The organism is Rhodococcus sp. T2V, assembly GCF_029269925.1.
Classification (GTDB): domain Bacteria; phylum Actinomycetota; class Actinomycetes; order Mycobacteriales; family Mycobacteriaceae; genus Rhodococcus_F; species Rhodococcus_F koreensis.
On the sequence record NZ_JARJBD010000046.1, the window covers coordinates 19,276 to 38,023 of the forward strand.

14 protein-coding genes are annotated in these 18,748 nt (G+C 63.4%); 11 read left to right on the forward strand and 3 right to left on the reverse strand.

All coding sequences use genetic code 11. The features are described from left to right. Positions 1-6: 6 nt before the first annotated feature. Both P3H15_RS31255 and P3H15_RS31260 read right to left on the reverse strand, forming a co-directional pair. Positions 7-255, reverse strand: coding sequence for a hypothetical protein (locus tag P3H15_RS31255; RefSeq protein ID WP_276140753.1), 249 nt, complete (start codon positions 253-255; stop codon positions 7-9). A gap of 14 nt (positions 256-269) precedes the next feature. Continuing rightward, complete coding sequence (locus tag P3H15_RS31260) at positions 270-956, reverse strand: sigma-70 family RNA polymerase sigma factor (RefSeq protein ID WP_276140754.1); 687 nt, start codon at positions 954-956, stop codon at positions 270-272. Between the two features lie 58 nt (positions 957-1,014). On the opposite strand from P3H15_RS31260, the gene P3H15_RS31265 reads away from it, so the two are divergent. The 9 genes from P3H15_RS31265 to P3H15_RS31305 all read left to right on the forward strand — a co-directional run bounded on the left by P3H15_RS31265 (position 1,015) and on the right by P3H15_RS31305 (position 14,697). Continuing rightward, entirely contained in the window at positions 1,015-1,284 is a 270-nt protein-coding gene (locus tag P3H15_RS31265; RefSeq protein ID WP_276140755.1) for a hypothetical protein, read from the forward strand. Between the two features lie 203 nt (positions 1,285-1,487). Continuing rightward, positions 1,488-1,751, forward strand: coding sequence for a hypothetical protein (locus tag P3H15_RS31270; protein ID WP_276140756.1), 264 nt, complete (start codon positions 1,488-1,490; stop codon positions 1,749-1,751). Beyond that, a complete protein-coding gene (locus P3H15_RS31275; RefSeq protein WP_276140757.1) occupies positions 1,748-2,929 on the forward strand; it encodes a conjugal transfer protein in 1,182 nt (393 codons plus the stop codon). The genes P3H15_RS31270 and P3H15_RS31275 overlap by 4 nt, the downstream gene beginning before the upstream one ends. Positions 2,930-2,935: 6 nt before the next feature. After that, complete coding sequence (locus tag P3H15_RS31280; protein WP_276140758.1) at positions 2,936-3,262, forward strand: hypothetical protein; 327 nt, start codon at positions 2,936-2,938, stop codon at positions 3,260-3,262. Positions 3,263-3,419: 157 nt separating this feature from the next. Beyond that, complete coding sequence (locus P3H15_RS31285; RefSeq protein WP_276140759.1) at positions 3,420-4,040, forward strand: hypothetical protein; 621 nt, start codon at positions 3,420-3,422, stop codon at positions 4,038-4,040. Between the two features lie 14 nt (positions 4,041-4,054). Then, entirely contained in the window at positions 4,055-6,565 is a 2,511-nt protein-coding gene (locus P3H15_RS31290) for an ATP-binding protein (RefSeq protein WP_276140760.1), read from the forward strand. Continuing rightward, a complete protein-coding gene (locus P3H15_RS31295; RefSeq protein WP_276140761.1) occupies positions 6,562-8,841 on the forward strand; it encodes a hypothetical protein in 2,280 nt (759 codons plus the stop codon). The genes P3H15_RS31290 and P3H15_RS31295 overlap by 4 nt, the downstream gene beginning before the upstream one ends. Then, entirely contained in the window at positions 8,841-10,493 is a 1,653-nt protein-coding gene (locus P3H15_RS31300) for a M23 family metallopeptidase (RefSeq protein ID WP_276140762.1), read from the forward strand. The genes P3H15_RS31295 and P3H15_RS31300 overlap by 1 nt, the downstream gene beginning before the upstream one ends. 1,957 nt (positions 10,494-12,450) lie before the next feature. Then, positions 12,451-14,697 (forward strand): FtsK/SpoIIIE domain-containing protein, encoded by a 2,247-nt coding sequence (locus P3H15_RS31305; RefSeq protein WP_276140763.1) that lies wholly within the window; start codon positions 12,451-12,453, stop codon positions 14,695-14,697. A gap of 718 nt (positions 14,698-15,415) precedes the next feature. Here P3H15_RS31305 and P3H15_RS31310 read toward each other — a convergent pair. Beyond that, a complete protein-coding gene (locus tag P3H15_RS31310; RefSeq protein WP_276140764.1) occupies positions 15,416-15,883 on the reverse strand; it encodes a helix-turn-helix transcriptional regulator in 468 nt (155 codons plus the stop codon). 129 nt (positions 15,884-16,012) lie between these two features. Here P3H15_RS31310 and P3H15_RS31315 point away from each other — a divergent pair, with 129 nt between their 5' ends. Next, entirely contained in the window at positions 16,013-17,950 is a 1,938-nt protein-coding gene (locus P3H15_RS31315; RefSeq protein WP_276140765.1) for a hypothetical protein, read from the forward strand. Positions 17,951-18,072: 122 nt separating this feature from the next. Beyond that, entirely contained in the window at positions 18,073-18,699 is a 627-nt protein-coding gene (locus P3H15_RS31320) for a hypothetical protein (protein WP_276140766.1), read from the forward strand. Positions 18,700-18,748 lie beyond the last annotated feature (49 nt).

Here is an 18,748-nt window from a genome sequence, read left to right on the forward strand (position 1 = left end):
TTTTCGTCAGCGATGCAGCGCCGGCACGATGACCCGACCGCTGTCGATATGAGTGGTGACGTCGCGGGGGAGAAAGTCGGCGACACTCAGAGCGACCCTGCTCATCGCATGCGTGGACTCGGAGAGCAGTCCGGGACGAGCGATTGTGGGGCGGGTGAGTGCAGCATCGAATCCTCGCGTCGCTTCGAGGAGCAACGACGTTTCGGTCAGAAGAACCGCCGCCGCGATGAAGACCATGACGGTGAACAGAGGCACGAAACTACGGGCCATCAGATCGCCGCAGTAGTCGTTGCGGTCCGACGACGACCACGCGCAAACCGGGGTCGAGAAGGCGGCCGGTTGGAGGCGACGACACTTTTACGAAGGCGTGTGACCGCGCGGTAGAGCCGCTGGCGAAGCGCTGCCGGAGTCATCCCCACCTCCGCGGCGATCACGGCCAGGTCGCAATCGGTCTGCTCGAGATATGCCCGCTGAATCAGGGTGCGATCGAGGTCGTTGATGACCTTCTTTTCGACCGCCCAGGTGAGCAGAGCTGATGCAGAGATATCCGCTTCCGGCTCGTTCTCAGCACTGTCGGACTCGTCCATGACATCGGAGGCGGGGATCTCCTGGGCGAAGGTTTCCTCACGCGTGATCTTCTTCAGCGTGTGCAGGAAGAGCGCCGCGTAGACGTTCTCACCGGACGGCCTGTAGGTGGCGATCAGAGACATGAACGTGGCCACCGTGGAGGCCGCTCTCTCATCGCACGCGTGAAACCGATCGTGCCCACTGACCCGTGCGTGGCGCGTCAGGGCGATGAGCTTGCCGAGCATCAACTGCAGTAGCGCTCGCCCGGCAAGGGAGCTTCCTTCCTGATGCAGTGTCAGCAGCGCCAGAAGCACACCATCACGATCTCGGCGGTGCGCCGCGGCGAGATCGTTGAGATCCGCGACCTCACGGAGCGCATCCTGGCTCACCGACCACGTCAAGACTTCGGCGGCGGCCGTGGGGCGAGCGCACAGGTACATCCACTCGGTGTTCAAGCGGCTGTACAGATTGCTCGGAGCGGTGCTGCGAACCGGCGTTGCCGATGAAGCTGTGGTGGCGGTGGCGGTGGCGGTGGCGGTGGTGGTGGCGGTGGCGGTGGGGGCGGTGGGGGCGTGGGTGGACGTTTCCACGATCGGTCTCCTCTGGGCGCGGGCGAGGTGGTCTCGCGCCCAGTACAGCAACCAGATATTGCCTCTGACCTGCGTGTTTGTTGTTGCCGGAGGGGTTGTCGTTATTGCCAAGGCGTTGTTGCCGTGAAGGTTCCGGCAGTGCGGTGGTGGGCAAGGAGTGCCCCTCACGTGCGCTCTTTCGGCTGAGGCAATAACCCCTTGGCGACTGCAGAAAAACTTCAAAAGATTCGCGAGCGATGTCACTCAAGCCCCCGGACCCGGATCTTCCTCCAAGTACAGCCACTTCTTCTGTGTGGCGCTCTTCCACACCCCAGTCGCCAGGAGGACCGGATGCACGAGCTCGACAACTCGCTGCAAGCCCAGCTGCACGATCTCGGCTACGTGCACGCCGTCACCGAAGAGATCCGCCGAGTCGCGGCAGCCCTGGCGGTGAACCCTCTCGATGAAGAGGCGAGCACTTCGCTGTGGCTGTTGGTGTTCGTCGAAGCGCCAGCCGCGCGCGCCGCGCTGACGCGGGCGTCCGCGCTCGACATCGTGGATTCCGTCTCCGCTTGCACAACGTCCGACCCGACGACAGAAGCCGGCATCCGATGAAAATCGACCTCGCGAAAATCAACAACTTCGGCCGAAGCCCCAAGAGCACGACCGATCCCGCGACCGTATATGGCGTCGACTTGGTTGTCGACGAAGCCGAGGAGTTGGCGCGCGCGGAGCGTGCACAGTGGGGCCTTCGGCAGGTGTGGACCACGCGACTTCTCAGGGCAGGAATCCTCGCCGCACTCGGCGCCGGAATAGTTGCCTTGATCCTTGTCGTCTTCGGATCCTCGCCCACTCCGAACCTCACCGACAAGGCCACCAAGGACACCGCGGACGTCGACACAATCGGTCAAGCGAGAGCCGAGGATCTTGCTCGGCAGTTCGTCGTTGCCTGGCTCCAGGCATCGCGTGGGAATGAACAAGAACTTGATCATTTCGTCTCGGGAAACCCCAGCCTTCCGACCGCGCCGTTGTTTGCCGCGACTGATCCGGCCGTCGCGTCGATCGGCTACGAGCCGAAGTCACGGACATACGCGGTGACGGTCTCGGTGTCAGTTCGAGCCGCCTCGGACGCGAATGCGGCCACAGTTCGTCGCTACTTTCAGGTGCCGGTTGTGGTTACCGAAGTGGGCGTGAGGGCGGCCGCATTCCCCGCTGAAGTAGCTGAACCGTCGACCTCGATCGACGTCAAACTCGGCTACAAGTACCGGGTCGCCAACCATCCCATCGCCACGTCCGCGCACGAGTTCCTGTCCGCGATGTTGACCGGCAATGGGGAAGTAGTCCGCTATCTCACGCCGGGGGTTTCGATCGCCCCGATTGTTCCGGCGCCGTATCGCAGCGTGGCAATCACCGATATCTATTCGTCGGAAGACCTGAGCGCTGCCAGTGCATCGGCGCCGCTGCCTGACGGTGATGTTGTGCGCCTCCTGGTGACGGCAGCGCAGAAAGTCACCGAGGTCGATTCGGTCAGTGGGCAGTATGCGCTGACGATGACCTCCCGCGGCGGCCGGTGGGAGGTCAGCGCAATTGACGCGACGCCGTTGTACCCGCCGGCGGCACCCCGAACACCATCCTCGTCAACGACCGCACCGAGCTCGACCACACCACGTGCGGGTGCCCCGGAGTCCGCATCGTCTGATTCAGGGCAGACCCCCGCACTTTCAGTGCCGACTGCCGGCGACGTGCCGTTGTTTTCTCCGTCAGGAACCGATCCTCATTCATCCGGAAGGTAACCCATCATGTCCATTGCGCTCGCAGCCACCGATCCCAACAACGCGGTCCTCGCCGTAGGGCTTTTCGACAAGGCGCAGGAGTTCACCAGCGACGGCAAGCTGCTCCTCCAGTCGGCCGCCGGCTGCCTCGTTTTGTTCTTTCTTCTCAAGAATCTGATGGCCTCATTCACAGTTGCCCGACTCATCACTTCCGCGCTCATCGGCGGTGCAGCACTGTGGGTCGTCTTCAACATGGACGTCCTGAAGGACTCGACAGGTGAGGAGTTGGAGAGCGCTCCCGCCGTGGTGCACATCGTGGCCGAGCCGAGTTCGGGCTTAGACCTTCCGGTGTGATCTCCGCTCGTTCGCACCGGCTGAAAGACGCCTTATCGGCAATGACCTCATTGCGCGACGACCTCTTCAAGGAGGCTCCAATGTTCGATGTAGCTAGCACTGAGGAAGCGGGTTCGCGGCCTCGCCGGCATGAAGTCACGAGTGGGCCGGTGCTGCGATGAGCGACGAGCGCACCGCAGGGGAAGTCATCAAGAACTTCACCCGCGCTCGCAAGGTGCCGCAGCTGATCGGGCGTACGCCTGACGGAAAGAAGCTGCCGTTCGGTCCTTATACCGTTCCGCAGGCCGTCAGCGGTGCGATCGTCGGTGGGCTCCTGTGGCTCCTGCATCCACTGTGGCTTCGGGACAGCATTTCCTGGAACGTCGGATTCTTCGCCTTCTGGTCACTGGGCACCGTCTTTGTCGTCGGCAAACTCCGGTTTGCCGGCCGGAGCCCCGCCTCAGTGGCACAGGGAATCTGCGCCGCAGCCTTCGCGCCGGCCGGTGCCAAGATCCAGATCAACGGCCGCCGGGTGACCATCCGGCCACCCCACCTCGTGCGTCCGAGTGGCTACATCACTGCCGACCCGACGGCCGCCGAACTCAGCGCCACGGTCGTCCCGCAGGCCGTGCACATCGCCACCGCCGAGGTCACCGGAACCGCATCGGCGGAACCTGTCGCACCACGACCGCCGACCTCCGCTCCGGTGCCCACACCGGCGAGCGGGCCCACCCATCGCGCCGGCCGATCGAGCGTCAAGGAACTCCTCGCGCTGGCTGCTGCAGGCGCCTCCGAGTAGAAAGCACCGCCACTATGGAACAGCCGACGCTGTCAATGGCCGCGAACATCCGGTGGACGAAGTCCGGCGTTGTCTGGGCGGACTACGTGCTCACGGGAATCGACTACGGTTACCGCCCCGACGTGGACAAGCGCACTGCTCGTACCCTGCACACGATGCTCGTCCGCGCCCTTCCGGGCGAGTCACTGTTGATGGGCATTGCAGCATCGTTGAGCGCCGAGGCCGTCGTTTCCCGAATGACCGAAGGCGTCGATCTCGATGCACACCCGGACTGGGCAACCGAATGCGAAGCGACTCTCGACTCGATCGAGCTATACCGCCCGGGCCAGCGGATCTACTGGCTGAGCATTCCGCTGACCACACCCAAGGTCGTCGATCAGGTCAAGGCCGCGGCTCATTCGGCCTGGACCACACTGTCCGACTACATCGGGCTGCCGCGGAACGCAATTGACGATGACGAGATCCGGGCCCGTGTCCGGCAGGCCAACCGGATCATGGCCGACATCCCCGGTGTCTTCGATGCGCAACCTGCCACTCCCGCTCAGATGGTGTGGCTGTGGCGGCACGCGATGACGCGCGGACTGCATATCGACCCTGACCTGCCGGACGCAGCCGTGACGCCAGGAGCAAAGTCAGGTGCCGCCCTGTCCGCATGCCGGATCGACGAGGGCGCCCAATCGGATCGAGAGAAGGCCTCGGGTTGGCGAGGCAAGGTCCCGACGTTCAGTCGGGTCCTGAAAGTCGACCAGCCGTACGAAATCGTCGACCACCCTGCCTCCTACCAAGTGCTCCTCGCGCTCGCTGACACCCCCGCCGGTGGCGTCTATTTCCCCGGCTCGGAGTTCTTCACCCTCGCTGACGACTTCGGCGATATCGATGTCGATTTCGCGGTACGGCTCAAGGTCACCGCCGGTGCCGATGTCATGCGAGCGAACAAGCGCGCGCTCGAGAACCTGAAGGAGCAGTACGAACAGCGGGAAGGAGAGTTGGCCGGCGGCCAAGGTGTTCTCGACCTCGCTGCCGCCGCGTTGACCGAATACACCTCGTTGCTCGAGACGAACCGCGATGAGGTCGAGGTTGCCTGGACGGCGTTATTCGCGGTAGGAGCCGATTCCGAGGAGCGCGCACTCGCTGACGCGAAGGCATTGGCGAAAGCGTTCGAACAGCAGGAATACAAGGTGGTCGCACCGGTCGGCTACCAGGAAGACCTGTGGTGGGCGATGTTGCCTGGCGTTCCCACATCGAAGATCGTCCGCGAGTTCGCCCAGATCACCACGTCGACGCATTTCGCGGCGTACATGCCGTTCATTCGCAACGATCTCGGCGATGGCAGTGGTCCGCTACTGGCACTGAACATCACCACCTCTCGGATCGGTGTGGTTCACCACGACGTCGCCGGAAAGTCCCTGCGCGACCAGTCCGGATCCTTCGCGGTCACCGGTGAACTCGGATCGGGCAAGTCGGTCACCATGAAGGTGATCGCCGGCCAGGTCGTCGACTGCGGGGGACAGGTCATCGGTATCGACCAAAGCGACCTCGGCGAGTACGCCAACTGGGCCCGCGCCGTCACCGAGGCAGTCGTGGTCGACCTCGTCGAACCCGCATACAGCATGGATCCACTGAGGATCTTCGAGGCCGGGATCGCAGCAGAAATGGCCCAGTCCGTGTTGTTGACACTGCTCCGGATCCAGCCATCCTCAGACCTGGGCATCGCCTTGGCGAAGGTGCTCGAACCCGAGTACCGCGCAGAGCACCCCTACCAGGGTTTGGGCGAGCTGACCGAACACCTCCTGTCCGGTGCTTGCCCGATCGCCCATGCCCACGAGCTCGGCGAAGCGATGAACGTCTACGCCCGCCGCACCTACGCGGCGGCACTGTTCGGCACAGATCTACCCCCGCTGCCCATTACTGCTCCCGGCATCATTTTCCGCACCCACAAGGTCGACTTGCCGACCCAGCTGCAGACCGAGAAGCAGCACCTCTACGAGAACCTGCCGCTGGAGAAGCGATTCGGTCACGCGGTGTACACCCTGATCGCGAAGCTCGCCCGCGGACAGTGCTTCGCCGACCCCGACCAGATGGCGCTATTCCTCGTCGACGAGGCACACCACCTCCTGAGCGCCGACGACGGAATCGACATCGTCGAGGACTTCGTGCTGCAGGGCCGCAAATCCTCGGCCGCCGTGGGACTCGGCGACCAGGACTGCGCGTTCGGCACCCCGAAGCTACGCGGACTGATCAAGACCCGCATCGCGCACCGTCATACAGACGACACCCTCGCCAAGCGCGCCATCGAATGGCTCGGCCTCGACCCGGGCGACCACGGACTGGTCAAGCAATACATGGAGCAGACAGCTCCGGTCACCGGAAAAGACAAATACGTCGAACCTCACCGCCGCGGTGAAGGTTACATGCGCGATGGCAGCGGAAACGTCGGTCGTATCAAGACGCTGCTGCCGGCAACCGAGTCTCGCCGAAGTGCAGTGTCGACCACTCCGAAGGACAACAAGCTGGTGAAAGCATGACCGCGGCCGCGGCGCCCTCCCGTGAACGTGAGGTGGTCGGTGCCCCCCAACCCTGGGAGTATTTCAGTGTCCGCGCCGCGGCCACACGCTCACTGCCGTGGCTTGTCACCGCATGGATTCCGCAGTCCTGGCTGACCGCACTGATACACCTGACCCGTCCGGTAACCCGCTGGCTGTGGGCACGCTGGTGGAGCCGGCTACTCATCCGCCTCATCGCCGGCTGGCACGCGGCCGGCGCCATCTTGATGATCGTGGCCACCCCCGCTCTCGCCGATCCCGCCGGCGGCGGCGGTGCGAGCCCGTTCTTCGCCTGGATGAATCTGAAAGATTCGCACGGCATCGACGCGTGGAGCTACTTCCTGTCCATCGACAAAGGCAACGCCTCGGTGGGCGGCGGCTGGCGCATGATCTGGGCGTACATCATCACCCTCGAATACGAGGTCTTCCGCTTCCTGATGGCAACAGCCATCTGGTTCATCACCTGGGTGCTCTCGTTCGAATGGCTCGACCTGATCCTCACCCCCGTGCGCACCATCGCCGACTCGGTCACCTCCATCACCGACCAGTTCGCGTTGACCCCGCTGATGCTCACAGTTGCCGGACTCAGCGTCGCCATCTGGATCATCCGCGGCCGATTCTCCACCGGAATCTACGAACTCCTCATGTTCTGCGTCATCGCGGCCGCGGCCGTGGGCGTTCTCTCGAACCCGGTCGATCGCGTCCTCGGAGACGACGGGCTGGTGCTGTCGGCGCGAGATGTGGGCCTGGAAGTTGCCTCCGGGCTCGCGAACGGTGGTGATACCAGCGCAAACCCGCAGACTGAGATCGACACGATCGAATCGAAACTCATCGATACGTTCATCCGCCAACCAACGCAACTGATCAACTTCGGAGTCGTCCTCGATGCCCCGGAAAACAACGGGAAATGCGTCAAAGAGTTCGACGCCGCGTACCTCGCGAAGCCCAAGGAGCCTGGACTCGCGGACAAAGCACAGGACGTCGTCTCCGAGGTCGCCCCTGGGGCAGGCGTAGCCCTTGACCTGATCAATCCCGACGCGAAACCGGAAGACCGCGTCAAAGATGCCATCGCCAAGTGTGAGGGGGAGGACGGGCCGATGAAGGCCTATGCCGACAACCCCGGTCCCGGACAAGCGATGGGCCTGTTCTTCCTGAACTTCGCCGGCGCACTCCTCATGGCCTTCGCGATCTACCTCGCCGGCCGATTGATCATCGCCGCAGGTGTCTCGATCGGCAACGCCATCAAATCGATACCAGGAGTCGTCCTCGCCATCGCACCCCCGATGCGCGGGCAGTTCTGGCGGACCATCGCCAACGCCGCAATGGCGTTGCTGCAGATGATCTTCGCCATCGTCTTCCTCGTCGGCTACGTCATGGTCGTCGAGGATCTCTTCGCTGCAGACGAATCGAACCTGATCCGCACGGTGTTCTTCGTCGACATCTTCCTGGTCACCGCACTTCTACTCTTCCGCCGAGCGGTCAAGGGAATGAAGCGAATGTCGGACAACCTGGCAACAATTCTGGCTAAACGGCCCAACGCCGCACCGACCGCCATCAGTCGCTCAACGCCCACCACAGCGCGCGACATCGCTGCGATGGCCGCCAACGGACGCCACATGTACCAGGGCGGAAAAGCCGTGGTGAAGGGGGCAGGAGCACTAGCGAAGAAGTCCGGCACTGCCGCGGCAACGACCGGAAAGGTCGCAGCCGGAGCCACGTCGACCGCAGCAACCGGCGGGGCGGCTGCAGTGCTGGTTGCCGGACGGGTCCTCTCCTCGACGGCGAAGCGAGCGAAGAACAAGGTCGACTCGATTGCCGATCCCGACAGCTACCCGAAGTCCACCTCCGGCGCGGTCGGTGCCCAGACCAGTCGTGGAACCGCCGCTACGAACGCTGCTGCCGACGCTGTCCGGAGTCGACTGTCGAAAACGGCGGTGTCGGGCAAGGCCGGCATCAAGCACCCCATCGGGGTCGCCCCGTCATTGCCGGTCGCCCACGCTGGCCAGGTCCGTGCCTCGGCTACGACAACCAGTGGTCCGGACGGTCGCCGATTCCGCGAATTCAGCACCACATCTGGGGCGCCGGTGATGTTGCCGACTACACCGAGCCGCACCCCGCGACCAGCCAGACCCGCCTCTCCAGAAACAGGGATCCCCAGCGGTTCAGCGTCGAAGACTGCGCAGCTGCTCGCTGCCGCCGCGCAGTCCGGATCCGCGCCGGTGGTCAAGCCAAGCGCACTGGCCCACAAAGCTCACTGATGACGCTCCTCGACACACCACCGTCGACCCCGGACACACAGGAAGGCAGCTCGAAAAAGTGGTGGTGGCTGCTCGCCGGCATACCTGCCTTCGCCATGGTCATCATGATGGCTCCGATACTGGTCATCCTCGCGACGACTGGCAGTGACACGAACTGCGGCCAACCTGTGCCAGACGCCGGGGGCGGCAGCCTCATGGGAATCAAGCCCGGATCCCTCGCGGTCCCGATGGCCGAAGGCACCTACACAATCAGCTCACCCTTCGGTATGCGCGCTGGAGGCATGCACGACGGCCAGGACTACGCAGCACCACTGGACACCCCGTTCTACGCCGCCGGTGACGGCGAAGTCATCGCCGCCGAGCCCGCCGCCGGCTACGGACACTGGATTCGGATCCGGCACACCATCGATGGCCGGATCGTCGAATCCCTATACGGGCACATGCAGGCCTCCGGAGTCCTCGTCCACACCGGAGACAAGGTCACAGCGGGCCAACTGATCGGCAAGGTGGGCAGCGAAGGACAGTCGAGCGGACCGCATCTTCACTTCGGCATCTACCCCGGAGGCTGGTCACTGGGCGGCGGAGTAGATCCCATTCCGTGGCTCACACAACAAGGAACCATCTCGCCCAATGGCGGACCAGCAGAGCTGGTCGCACATACCGATTCCACCGGTGGAGATCTACCGCCGCTGCCCGCCGACAAAGGCAGCGAAGCGCACATGCAGGTCGACTCGATCCGCGTCATGCGCACCATCGCGGCAGCTTTCCCCGAGATCACCAGCATCGGCGGATGGCGCCCAACGGACGACGTCGCCCCGGACCACCCCGACGGGCGCGCGGTCGACATCATGATTCCCGACTCCGCGAGCGCCCAAGGGAAGGCGCTCGGCGACAAGATCGCCCTGTACCTCCAACAGAACAAAGCGGCCCTCAACGTCGAGTTCGTGATCTGGCAACAGCGTTACTGGGATGGCACCGGCGACTGGTCACTGATGGAGGACCGTCACGGCTACACCGCAAACCACTTCGACCACGTACACGTCACACTCACAGGCGGCGGGATGCCGACCGCCGACACCCACTACGGCAGCGCTCCGGGCGGTACGACCACCACGGAGCCGTGCCCGCCAGAGGTCGGTGATCAGATCAAGTTCGCCCCTGGCAGCATCCCGCCGCAATACACCAACGCAGTCTCAGCCGCTGGGTCACTGTGCCCAGAGGTGAGCCCAGTCCTGGTTGCCGGCATCGTTCAACAAGAGTCCGGGTTCAACGAAATGGCCGTCAGCACAGGCGATGGCGTAAACCAGGGTGGCGCCGAAGGAATGAGTCAGTTCATGCCCGAGACCTGGAAGGCATTCGGCACGGATTCCGGTCTAGATCGAAACGGAAACACGGAACCACCGAACCCTGCCGACCCGTTCAATCCGTACGACGCGATCGCCTCGGAAGGGCGCTATCTTTGCCACATCGCCGACTACCTTCGACCGCATCATGACAGCGGGGCCGTCCGCGGCGACTTCACCGATCTGATCATCGCCGCCTACAACGGTGGGGAGGGTGCCGTCCTCACATACGGCGGGATTCCGCCATTCGCCCAGACCCAGGCATACGTTCCCGCCGTGCGTCAGCACATGAAGAAGTTGGCGGCCTGACACTCACTCGGGCGTTATTGACACACCGAAGACCGGCGCCCGGCACCAAGGCCGATCACCCACCGCTCGGAGTCGTGGAAAGTGCGCACGCGGGCAGAGTGAGACGAATTCATGCCCGACCCGGGTGAAGTCCGATCTCTCGGCAATAAGGGGTAAGCGGTCCATCAACGCAGACCTTCAGAGACACGAAAACCCCTGGCAGGGAGAGGTACGCGAGCGAGGCTGGAGAAATGATCAACACGCGTCGTGAGGTGGGTTGTTGCCTGAACGGAAATATATCCCTACGCGGGGATTAGCTCCGATCCAATGCTCTCTACGTTGCGCTGCTCGGAGCGTAACCCACGTGTCAAGGGGGTGGTGCAAATCGGGGATTGCTGTCCTGGCGCAGTGGAGGTGGCGAAGACTCACTGAATCTGGCGAGGGCGGCCGACTATATGGCGGACGGCTCAGCAAACCTGGCGAATCCGAGGTACTGGCCCACGATCGGGAATGATTCGACGCACCCGAGTTCCACGCTCGCCAGATTCTTTGATCCAGACGTTGCCTCGGCGACTCAATAGACCTGGCGAACCGCAGTCGCGGCAGCTGTGATCTCGCCAGGTGCACTGATGTAGGTTCTCGTCGCACTTTTCGGTGAATGGTTCCACCACCAGGGGATTTGCTGAGGTTTCTCACCGATTTTGCGGCTGGGATTCTCACCGATTTTTCGCTTTCTTCGGTAATTGAAGCTGCTGCCCGGTTGAGCCAAGCCGCGACGCGTCCGGCCGCAGACACGCCGCCGCAGATTCTCAGCAATCATTCGAATCCGAACGACGCACGAACTTTCAATGAGAATCCGAACTCTTCAACGAGAAGCTACAACTGTCCGGTGACATTGGATTGTCCTCGGTGGTAGAGCTGTGACCTGGGCCGAGGAATTTTGACTGGCGGGATTCGGCTGTGCCTACGCACGTTTCGGGGAATGGCGGCATAGACGCAGGGGCGCTGTTTGCCAGTGAATCTTGCTTGAACCGGCGTGTGCTGCCATCTGCTCATGCACCGTCGGTCCTGCGAACTGCCTGCCGGCCGGGGCGGGGTGATCTTGAACCCAGCAAACTACAGTGGCAAGACACGCCGGGTAAGCAAGATTCACTGGCAAAAAGGACGATCAACTGTCACAGGACAACAACTGAGTCGGGACAATTGCTGTCCTGGCTCAGTGCATCTGATGCCGACTCAGCAGATCTGATGCGGCCGACGGTCGATCTGATGCCTGACTCGGTGAATCTTATGCGGGGTCCCCTGGTCGCGGTCGACGTCCTCGTGCGTCGGGACTCAGGCCACGTGCAATCGGTCGGGCGGCACGCCAACAAATTCCACGCGCATCAGATTCAGTGAGGCAAAGTCGAACATTGCGGCTCAGACAATCTGACGCACCGCAGGTCGGCGGCATCAGATTCACGGAGTCAGGACAATTGCCGCCCCGGCATGGCGATGTCGCAAGGTCGGGTTAATGGGATGAGGGTGGGACGCCTCCCAGAGGGACTCCAACATGAGGCGATGAGCGCACCGCTTCCAGATGCGGAGCGAGCACGGACCAGAAAACTTGGCTAGCGCGTGTCACACAAGCTTCCTTACCGGGATCTTCCTCCGAGTAGGAGATCAATCAGCGGCGAGGTGGCGCGCTCGGTCGCGCAGGAGGGAGCAGCGTGGAAATGCGAACTGATCAGCGAACTCCGAAAACAAGGTGGTCGCGGCCCGGATTGGCAGTTGGATACGCCGAGTCAGGAAGTACGAATCGGCAAGCGGAAGGCAATCGCAGCGCCGGCACGCTCGTGATCTCCTTGCCGACTGGTGAAGGCGAGGCCTGGCGATGACAACCACACCTCCGCAGCAAAGTGGTGCGCGGTTCGCACGCTCTCCCCGAATCAGTTCCTTGCCGCCGCGGCCGCACACCTGGCTTCGCGACAGTTTCTGCTTGGGTACCACCGCGGTCGGTGCCAGCGCCGCCGCTCCGCTGTTCGGATACAGCGCCCTCGCGATGCCCGCCGCGGCGGGCTTGTCGATCGCTGCCGCCTACGCCGGAGTAGCCGGCAAACGTAAGCAGCTTCGCGATGTCGACGTCGACGAGGTGATCGAAAGGCTGTGCCCGATCGTGGGGCTACCGGAGGCCACCCGGGCGGTGCTGTCGACGTCGAAATGGAGTCGTGGATGGCCGGGACTTCCGGGGAAACTCACCGTGCACTACGACTCGACACAGGCACTGAATGACGAGACCTGGCTCGCTGATATCTGCGGGGTCTTCGAAGATCAAGGGTGGGGCTTCTTCGAACTCGACAAGCACGACCCTGCCCGCCGGCGCCTGACGTTCACGCCCGCTGCCGAGCCGGAACGAGAAGTCGCCGACAGCGACCAGGTTGTGCGCGCGAAGCGGATCATCGCCCAGCTGTTGGGCCCGACTGCGACCGTAACCGCAATCCGCGCCGCCGCCGAAACTGGCGAAGTGACCTCAATGGAAGTGCGTCACGAACTTGGTCCGAAACTGGAATCGGATGGCTACCGGACCCGTGTCGAACGAGGAATGAGCGCGACGTTGCCCGGTCGCTGGCGAGCACGGTGGAATCTTGAAACGGATTGGGTTCGATTCGAGCAACGCACAGCATTCCCGGACAGCGTCTGGCTGCCGGCACCGGACCTCGACCCCGGTGCCGATCTTTTGGCCAGTTACGACTCGGTGGAAATTTCCTACGGAATCGACGAAGACGGCAACGAGGTTGTGTGGCGGCCGGCGATCGACCCGAACCTGATGCTGATCGGCCCACCCGGAAGCGGCAAGACCGTGACCGCACACAATCTGTTGGTCAATTTCTCGCGACGTGGATGGCCGATCTGGGTCCTCGACGGCAAGTACGTCGAATTCCTGGGATTCCAGGACTGGCCCAATGTACAAGTCGTCGCTACGACAATCGAGCAGCAAGTGGCGTTGGTCCACCGCGCCCGCGATCTCATGGAGTTCCGCTACCAGAAGATCGTTACCGGCGAGGCGACAGAAGTGGACTTCGAACCAGTGCTGGTCTTTCTCGACGAATGGGCCGAGTTCCGCGGCAACGTCGAAGATTGGTACTCCAGGGTCAAACCGAAAGGCGGCGCCCGACAACCACCGACGCTCAACATGCTCGCGTCGATGGCACGCAAGGCTCGTACCTCGCGAGTGCATCTAGTCTTCGGAACTCAGCGTCCCGACGCGCAGTACTTCCTCGGCGACATGCGTGACAACTTCGCCATGCGCATCTCCATGGGCCGGCTCTCGCCACAAGGGGCGCTCATGATGTGGCAATCACCGACGATCGGAACCAGTGTGCCTCGCAAGTGCCGCGGCCGCGGCACCACAGTCACCGACAACTATCAGCCCATCGAGATCCAGTGCTACCGCGTACCCGACCCACGCAAGACACGCTCCGGAACCTTCGAGTCGAAACTGCTCGACACCCTCCGACCCCCGATAACACGCCATTCACGATTGCTGATCATCCCACCGGACGAACTTCCGGACATCGACGCCACCGACGACACGTCAGAACCGGCGCCGCTGACATACTTCGACTACATCGAAGCCGAATGGGTACTGGCCAGCGACCGACCCGACCTCGATCCAGTACTCAGAAGAGCGAAGATGACCCACGAAACCGATCGGCGCCTCGCGTCACCGACGGCGCTCCTCGGGCTACTCGGGGGCCGAGTCAAGCCCACCAACGAAGCAGCGGTCGAACTCGACGACTACCACACCCCGACGGCCGCCGGCGCCACCGATGCCGCCTCGTTCCTCGATCAGCTCGCTGCTCCACAACTCGGTGAATCCTCCGCCGCTCGGGCGGAGTCCTCACCCGCTCGACTAGCCCTGGTCAAAGAACCAGCAGCAACCGAACCAGAGATACCGGCGGGCGGCACCGAGGTCTTCGACCTCTCGGACGATTCACCTGACACCTACGAGGACCAGTACGGGCCGGTCCGCGATGTTCGCGCCGCCGATGTCGCACTCGGGGACCTGCTGCTGATGGAGGACACCGACGAATGGGTCGTCGTAGACACCGATCCCGAACCGGACATCATCGAAGACTCATTGCTGTCACTGACCTGGCGCAGCGACACCGACGAGTTCGGCGACCTCGCCATACCTGATAGTTCCTACGTATCGATCCGCAAACCGATCCAGGTGTCGGGCTGAGCTGGCAATGAGGACGGCCTGTCTGTGCCGCACTCGGGTCAGGCTGGACGCTCTCTCAGCCTCCACGTGTAAGGCCAAGCGGCAGGCGAGAATGAACTGTGCCGCCCCCGTCAGCCGCAGGCGCGGCTCTGTTATTACACGCCGACGCCGCCCCGAGATCGGCGGGACGGCCTCGCGCTCCCGGTTCCGCCAGGAACAGATTCATCAGCTGGGCAGCGAGCGACTCATTCGCTGAGGTGGTTCGCGCCGGGCTGTGAAAGAACGCCGCCGTCTGTCACACAAGCCCGCTGCACCGGATCTTCCTCCAGATAGAAGCCATTTCAGGAGGAGATCCTATGCACCCCAGTCAACCTCAGCGGCCCATCCAACCAGCACCGAATGCAACAGGCCTGTCCGACGACGACCAACTGTCTCTGTTGATGGCGGCCCCATTGCTTCTGGGCCTCCTTGTCGCGGCTCTGCCGGCAATGTCGACCAAGGCAACTGCGTGGCTGATCGCGCACGAGCTCATCGTTGCGGCCTCGGCATCACCGCCGGTGACTATCCCTGGTACAGAAGGTGCCGGCCTTGACCTTCGTCGGCTGATCGTCGTGGTGGCAGTTCTCGCACTCGCTGCGACTCTGGCTCTCAGCGGAGCACGGCGCTCCATCGATCGTCGCCGGCAGCAGCGGTTGCGCCGCGGGGACGGTGCATGAGTGAGGTGGTGATTGTTGCCGAACTATCGAGAAGGAAGCGGTCGATTTCGTGCGCGGATGAATGCGTCACGGATTGTGCGTTCTTCCAGGTGCAGGGCCTCAGCGAGTGCTGTGGCGTGTCGATCGGACAGGCTTCCTTCGCCCCGCTCGATTCGGCCGATGGTGGTGGTGCTGAGTCCGGTTCGGTCTGCGACGTGTTTCTGCGTCAATCCCGCAAGATTCCGAAGGTCGGCGATGGTCCGACTGTCTGCCGGGACGACGACCAGGCGGTCGAGGGGTATACCGAGCTTCTCGGCGGCTCGGGCGAGATGGTCGGGCTGAGGGTGCGATCGCGAGGTTTCCCAGTTGTGGATGGTGGTCGGGTCGACACCTATTGCGCGGGACAGATCGCCGCGCGAGATTCCGGCAGTGGTGCGCGCGTCTTCGAGGGCCTGGGGCTGGAAGCCGTTCAGGGGCGCTCTCACTGCGATTTTCCGTTCATCGCTGGACATCTTATTGAAGATGTAGATACCATCATTGCATACCGGGTTTAAATTCCAGTGATGAATGCGGTGTAGCGCTGACCATCATTCGCTGTACTCGAACCCCGGTGCGCTCGAGTACGAACAGTTCCCACTTACATGCGGCCTGACCAGCCGCTAAACGGAAAAGAGCATCCGATGACGACTACCGTTTCAGCTGCCCCACCCTTGTCCCAGACGTCTGCGCATCGACGCGACGCACGCTCGTCCGTATGCGCCGCTCAGCTAGCTAGACTGAATGCAGCCGGATTCCCCGCCCGGTCTGCTTTGCCCAGTCGCGACGACGGGTGGTTCCAGACATCGCGACAGTCGGGTGTAGGGGGACGTGACGGGCAGGCTTGGACACCTGCCCGTCACGTCGTCGATACAGCTGTCGACACGGTCGATGTGCGCTACCACATCAATGCGCTGATGTGCGCCGGCATGCCGACCGCTCTGATCGCTGAGCTGGCCTCTGTGCCGGTCGCGACAATCCGGTCGCTGAGGAGCACTTCGACTCGCACGACCACCTCCGCCATCGCGGACGCGATCCTCTCGATCACTTTTCACCCGAGCCGTGGGCGTGATCTGACCCCAGCAGTGGGGGCTCGCCGCCGACTGCGCGCCCTCAACGCCATGGGCTACGGCGATCCGAGCCTCGCTCACCGCTTGAACGTCGAGGTCGACGTCGTCACCTCGATGCCGGAAAACGGTCTCATCCCGAGCGAGCTGTGGGAAGCGGTCGACGAGATCTACGACGAGCTATCCATGCGCCCCGGACCTGACGCCGACCTCCGTGAACAAGCACGCGCAGAAGGACTGGTGCCGCCTCTCGGATGGGACGACGACGAGATCGACAATCCTAAGGCGCGTAGTCACGAGCGCGAGCGGGCCACGGGAGCGGTCGCGTCCGACGAGGTCGTCATCGTTCGTCGCCTGAGTGGCGAACAAGTCCCCATGCGCAACTGCGAACGGCGAGAAATCATTCGGATGGCCTACGAGCAGCGCTGGTCACCGAGCCTCCTCGCGGACAAGCTCGCCATCAAGTACGACTCGGCCGTGACGGAGCTGAGCCGGTACCGCCGAGCTCTCGTCCAGACGGATGTCTCGGGTTCCGATGATCCCTCCACGGCGGAGACGCCGGCCACGACCGACGCGCCTGCGGGGGAGCGTGGAAAGGGCGAGACTGCCGCAGTCGCTGCCGCGGCCGATCTGACAGGCGCGCACGATTCTGACTCTCCGCGAGAAGCAGCAGATATGTCGGATGCCGCCGAATCACAGTCGCCCGCCGGCTCCAGGGTGAACGCGCCGGCGCGGGCTTCCGCCAACCGAGTGAGTGCGATCAGGCGCCGCTGGACCGGCGCCTTCACGACAAGCGCACAGTTCCACGAGGCAACGATCGCCTGTGCACGCTCAGCGCCGGAAGCTGGGGTGCCAGGGAGTTCGCTGCCATCCCGGCGCTCGAAGCTATGGCGGCCGCCCCGCCGGTCGGGTTCAACGAGAGCTGCAGGTGCCGGGCAGAACTGGCCTCACTTGGATGAGCGGTGGCGGTTGTCGTCGGGGCTGCGGCTCTGCGCATCAAGATGGCATCGCCCCGCCGAACAGACATCGGCACCCCGACCCGGCAGGCCTTGTTCCAGTTCGCTGATACCTGCTGACTCCGGCGACCTTGGGAGGCATTGCTGTGCACCCCAGATCACGACCCTTCGAAGGAGACCAGACCCGATGGCCCTCATAAAAATCCCCGAGGACTTCCACACGGCGTTCATTGCGGCCGCCCACGACGCGAACGATCACAACGACCTTGACCTCGCCGTTGACGAGGACCGCACATACATCGCCCTCAGCAATCTCTGCCCCGGATTCTTCCCGGCTCTTCGGCTCATCACCCGCGGTGAGCATGAAGCCACGGTGGAAATCTGGTCCATCGTCGACCACCAACGAGACGACGGCAGGTGGGAGCGCACCGAGGGAGTCGATGCCACCACTGTGGTCGACCTCGCCGATCCGACCGACGCTGCCAGGCGCGCCGTCGAGTGCTGGTTGACCACGCTCTGACCTCGGCCGGACGCGGTCGCGCACGCTCCGCAGTGCGGCTCTTGGCAATGACCACAACAGGTTCCAACTCTGCGCTTGACCCTCACGCCCCACCCACGGGGACACGGAGACGGGAAACGATCATGCATGAGTCATTTTCTTCCGCTCTCAACGAGATGTCGGTCGCCGATGCGGTGATGCAGCTGGCGTCCGGAACCGTCGAACTCGCGCTCGAAGACGCGCCCGAGTTCGCTCGCTGGTGCTGGTTCGCCGACGTGCTCGACTCAGACTGGGGTTTGACCACCAGGCTACCGGCCGCCGGCGACGAAGTACTCCACGAACTCGAGCGCGTCGCCGGTATGTGCCGAACATCGGAAACGAAGGCGCTCAGCCCCGACGCGTGGCGCGCGGCCTACGAGGCCACGGAGAGATTGGCCCACAGCTCGGCCGTAACCAGTTCAGAGGCCACCTATCTGGCACTTTCGGCGGCGAACGACATCGCACTCGAGTGCATCGACGAAACGCACCCCGAGTTCACAGTCGCGATAGCGCTGGCATTCGAGTGCCTCGCCGCCTGTGCAGCGGACTCCGCGGTAGCGCGATGCTGGATCGCCCGCGCTCTCACCGAATGGACGAACCGAACGCACCCAGTCGAGGGCGGCCCTCGAACGGAAGAAGCCCCACCGATCACGGACACTGGGCAGAACACGTCGATAGTCTCCGCAGGTTGTGGCGAGAGGGCCTTGTCGAGAGTGAGCGGCAACCGCTGAAAGGGCACTGGCAACAGCGCTCCGTGGGGCTCGCCTGGACCGGGGATAG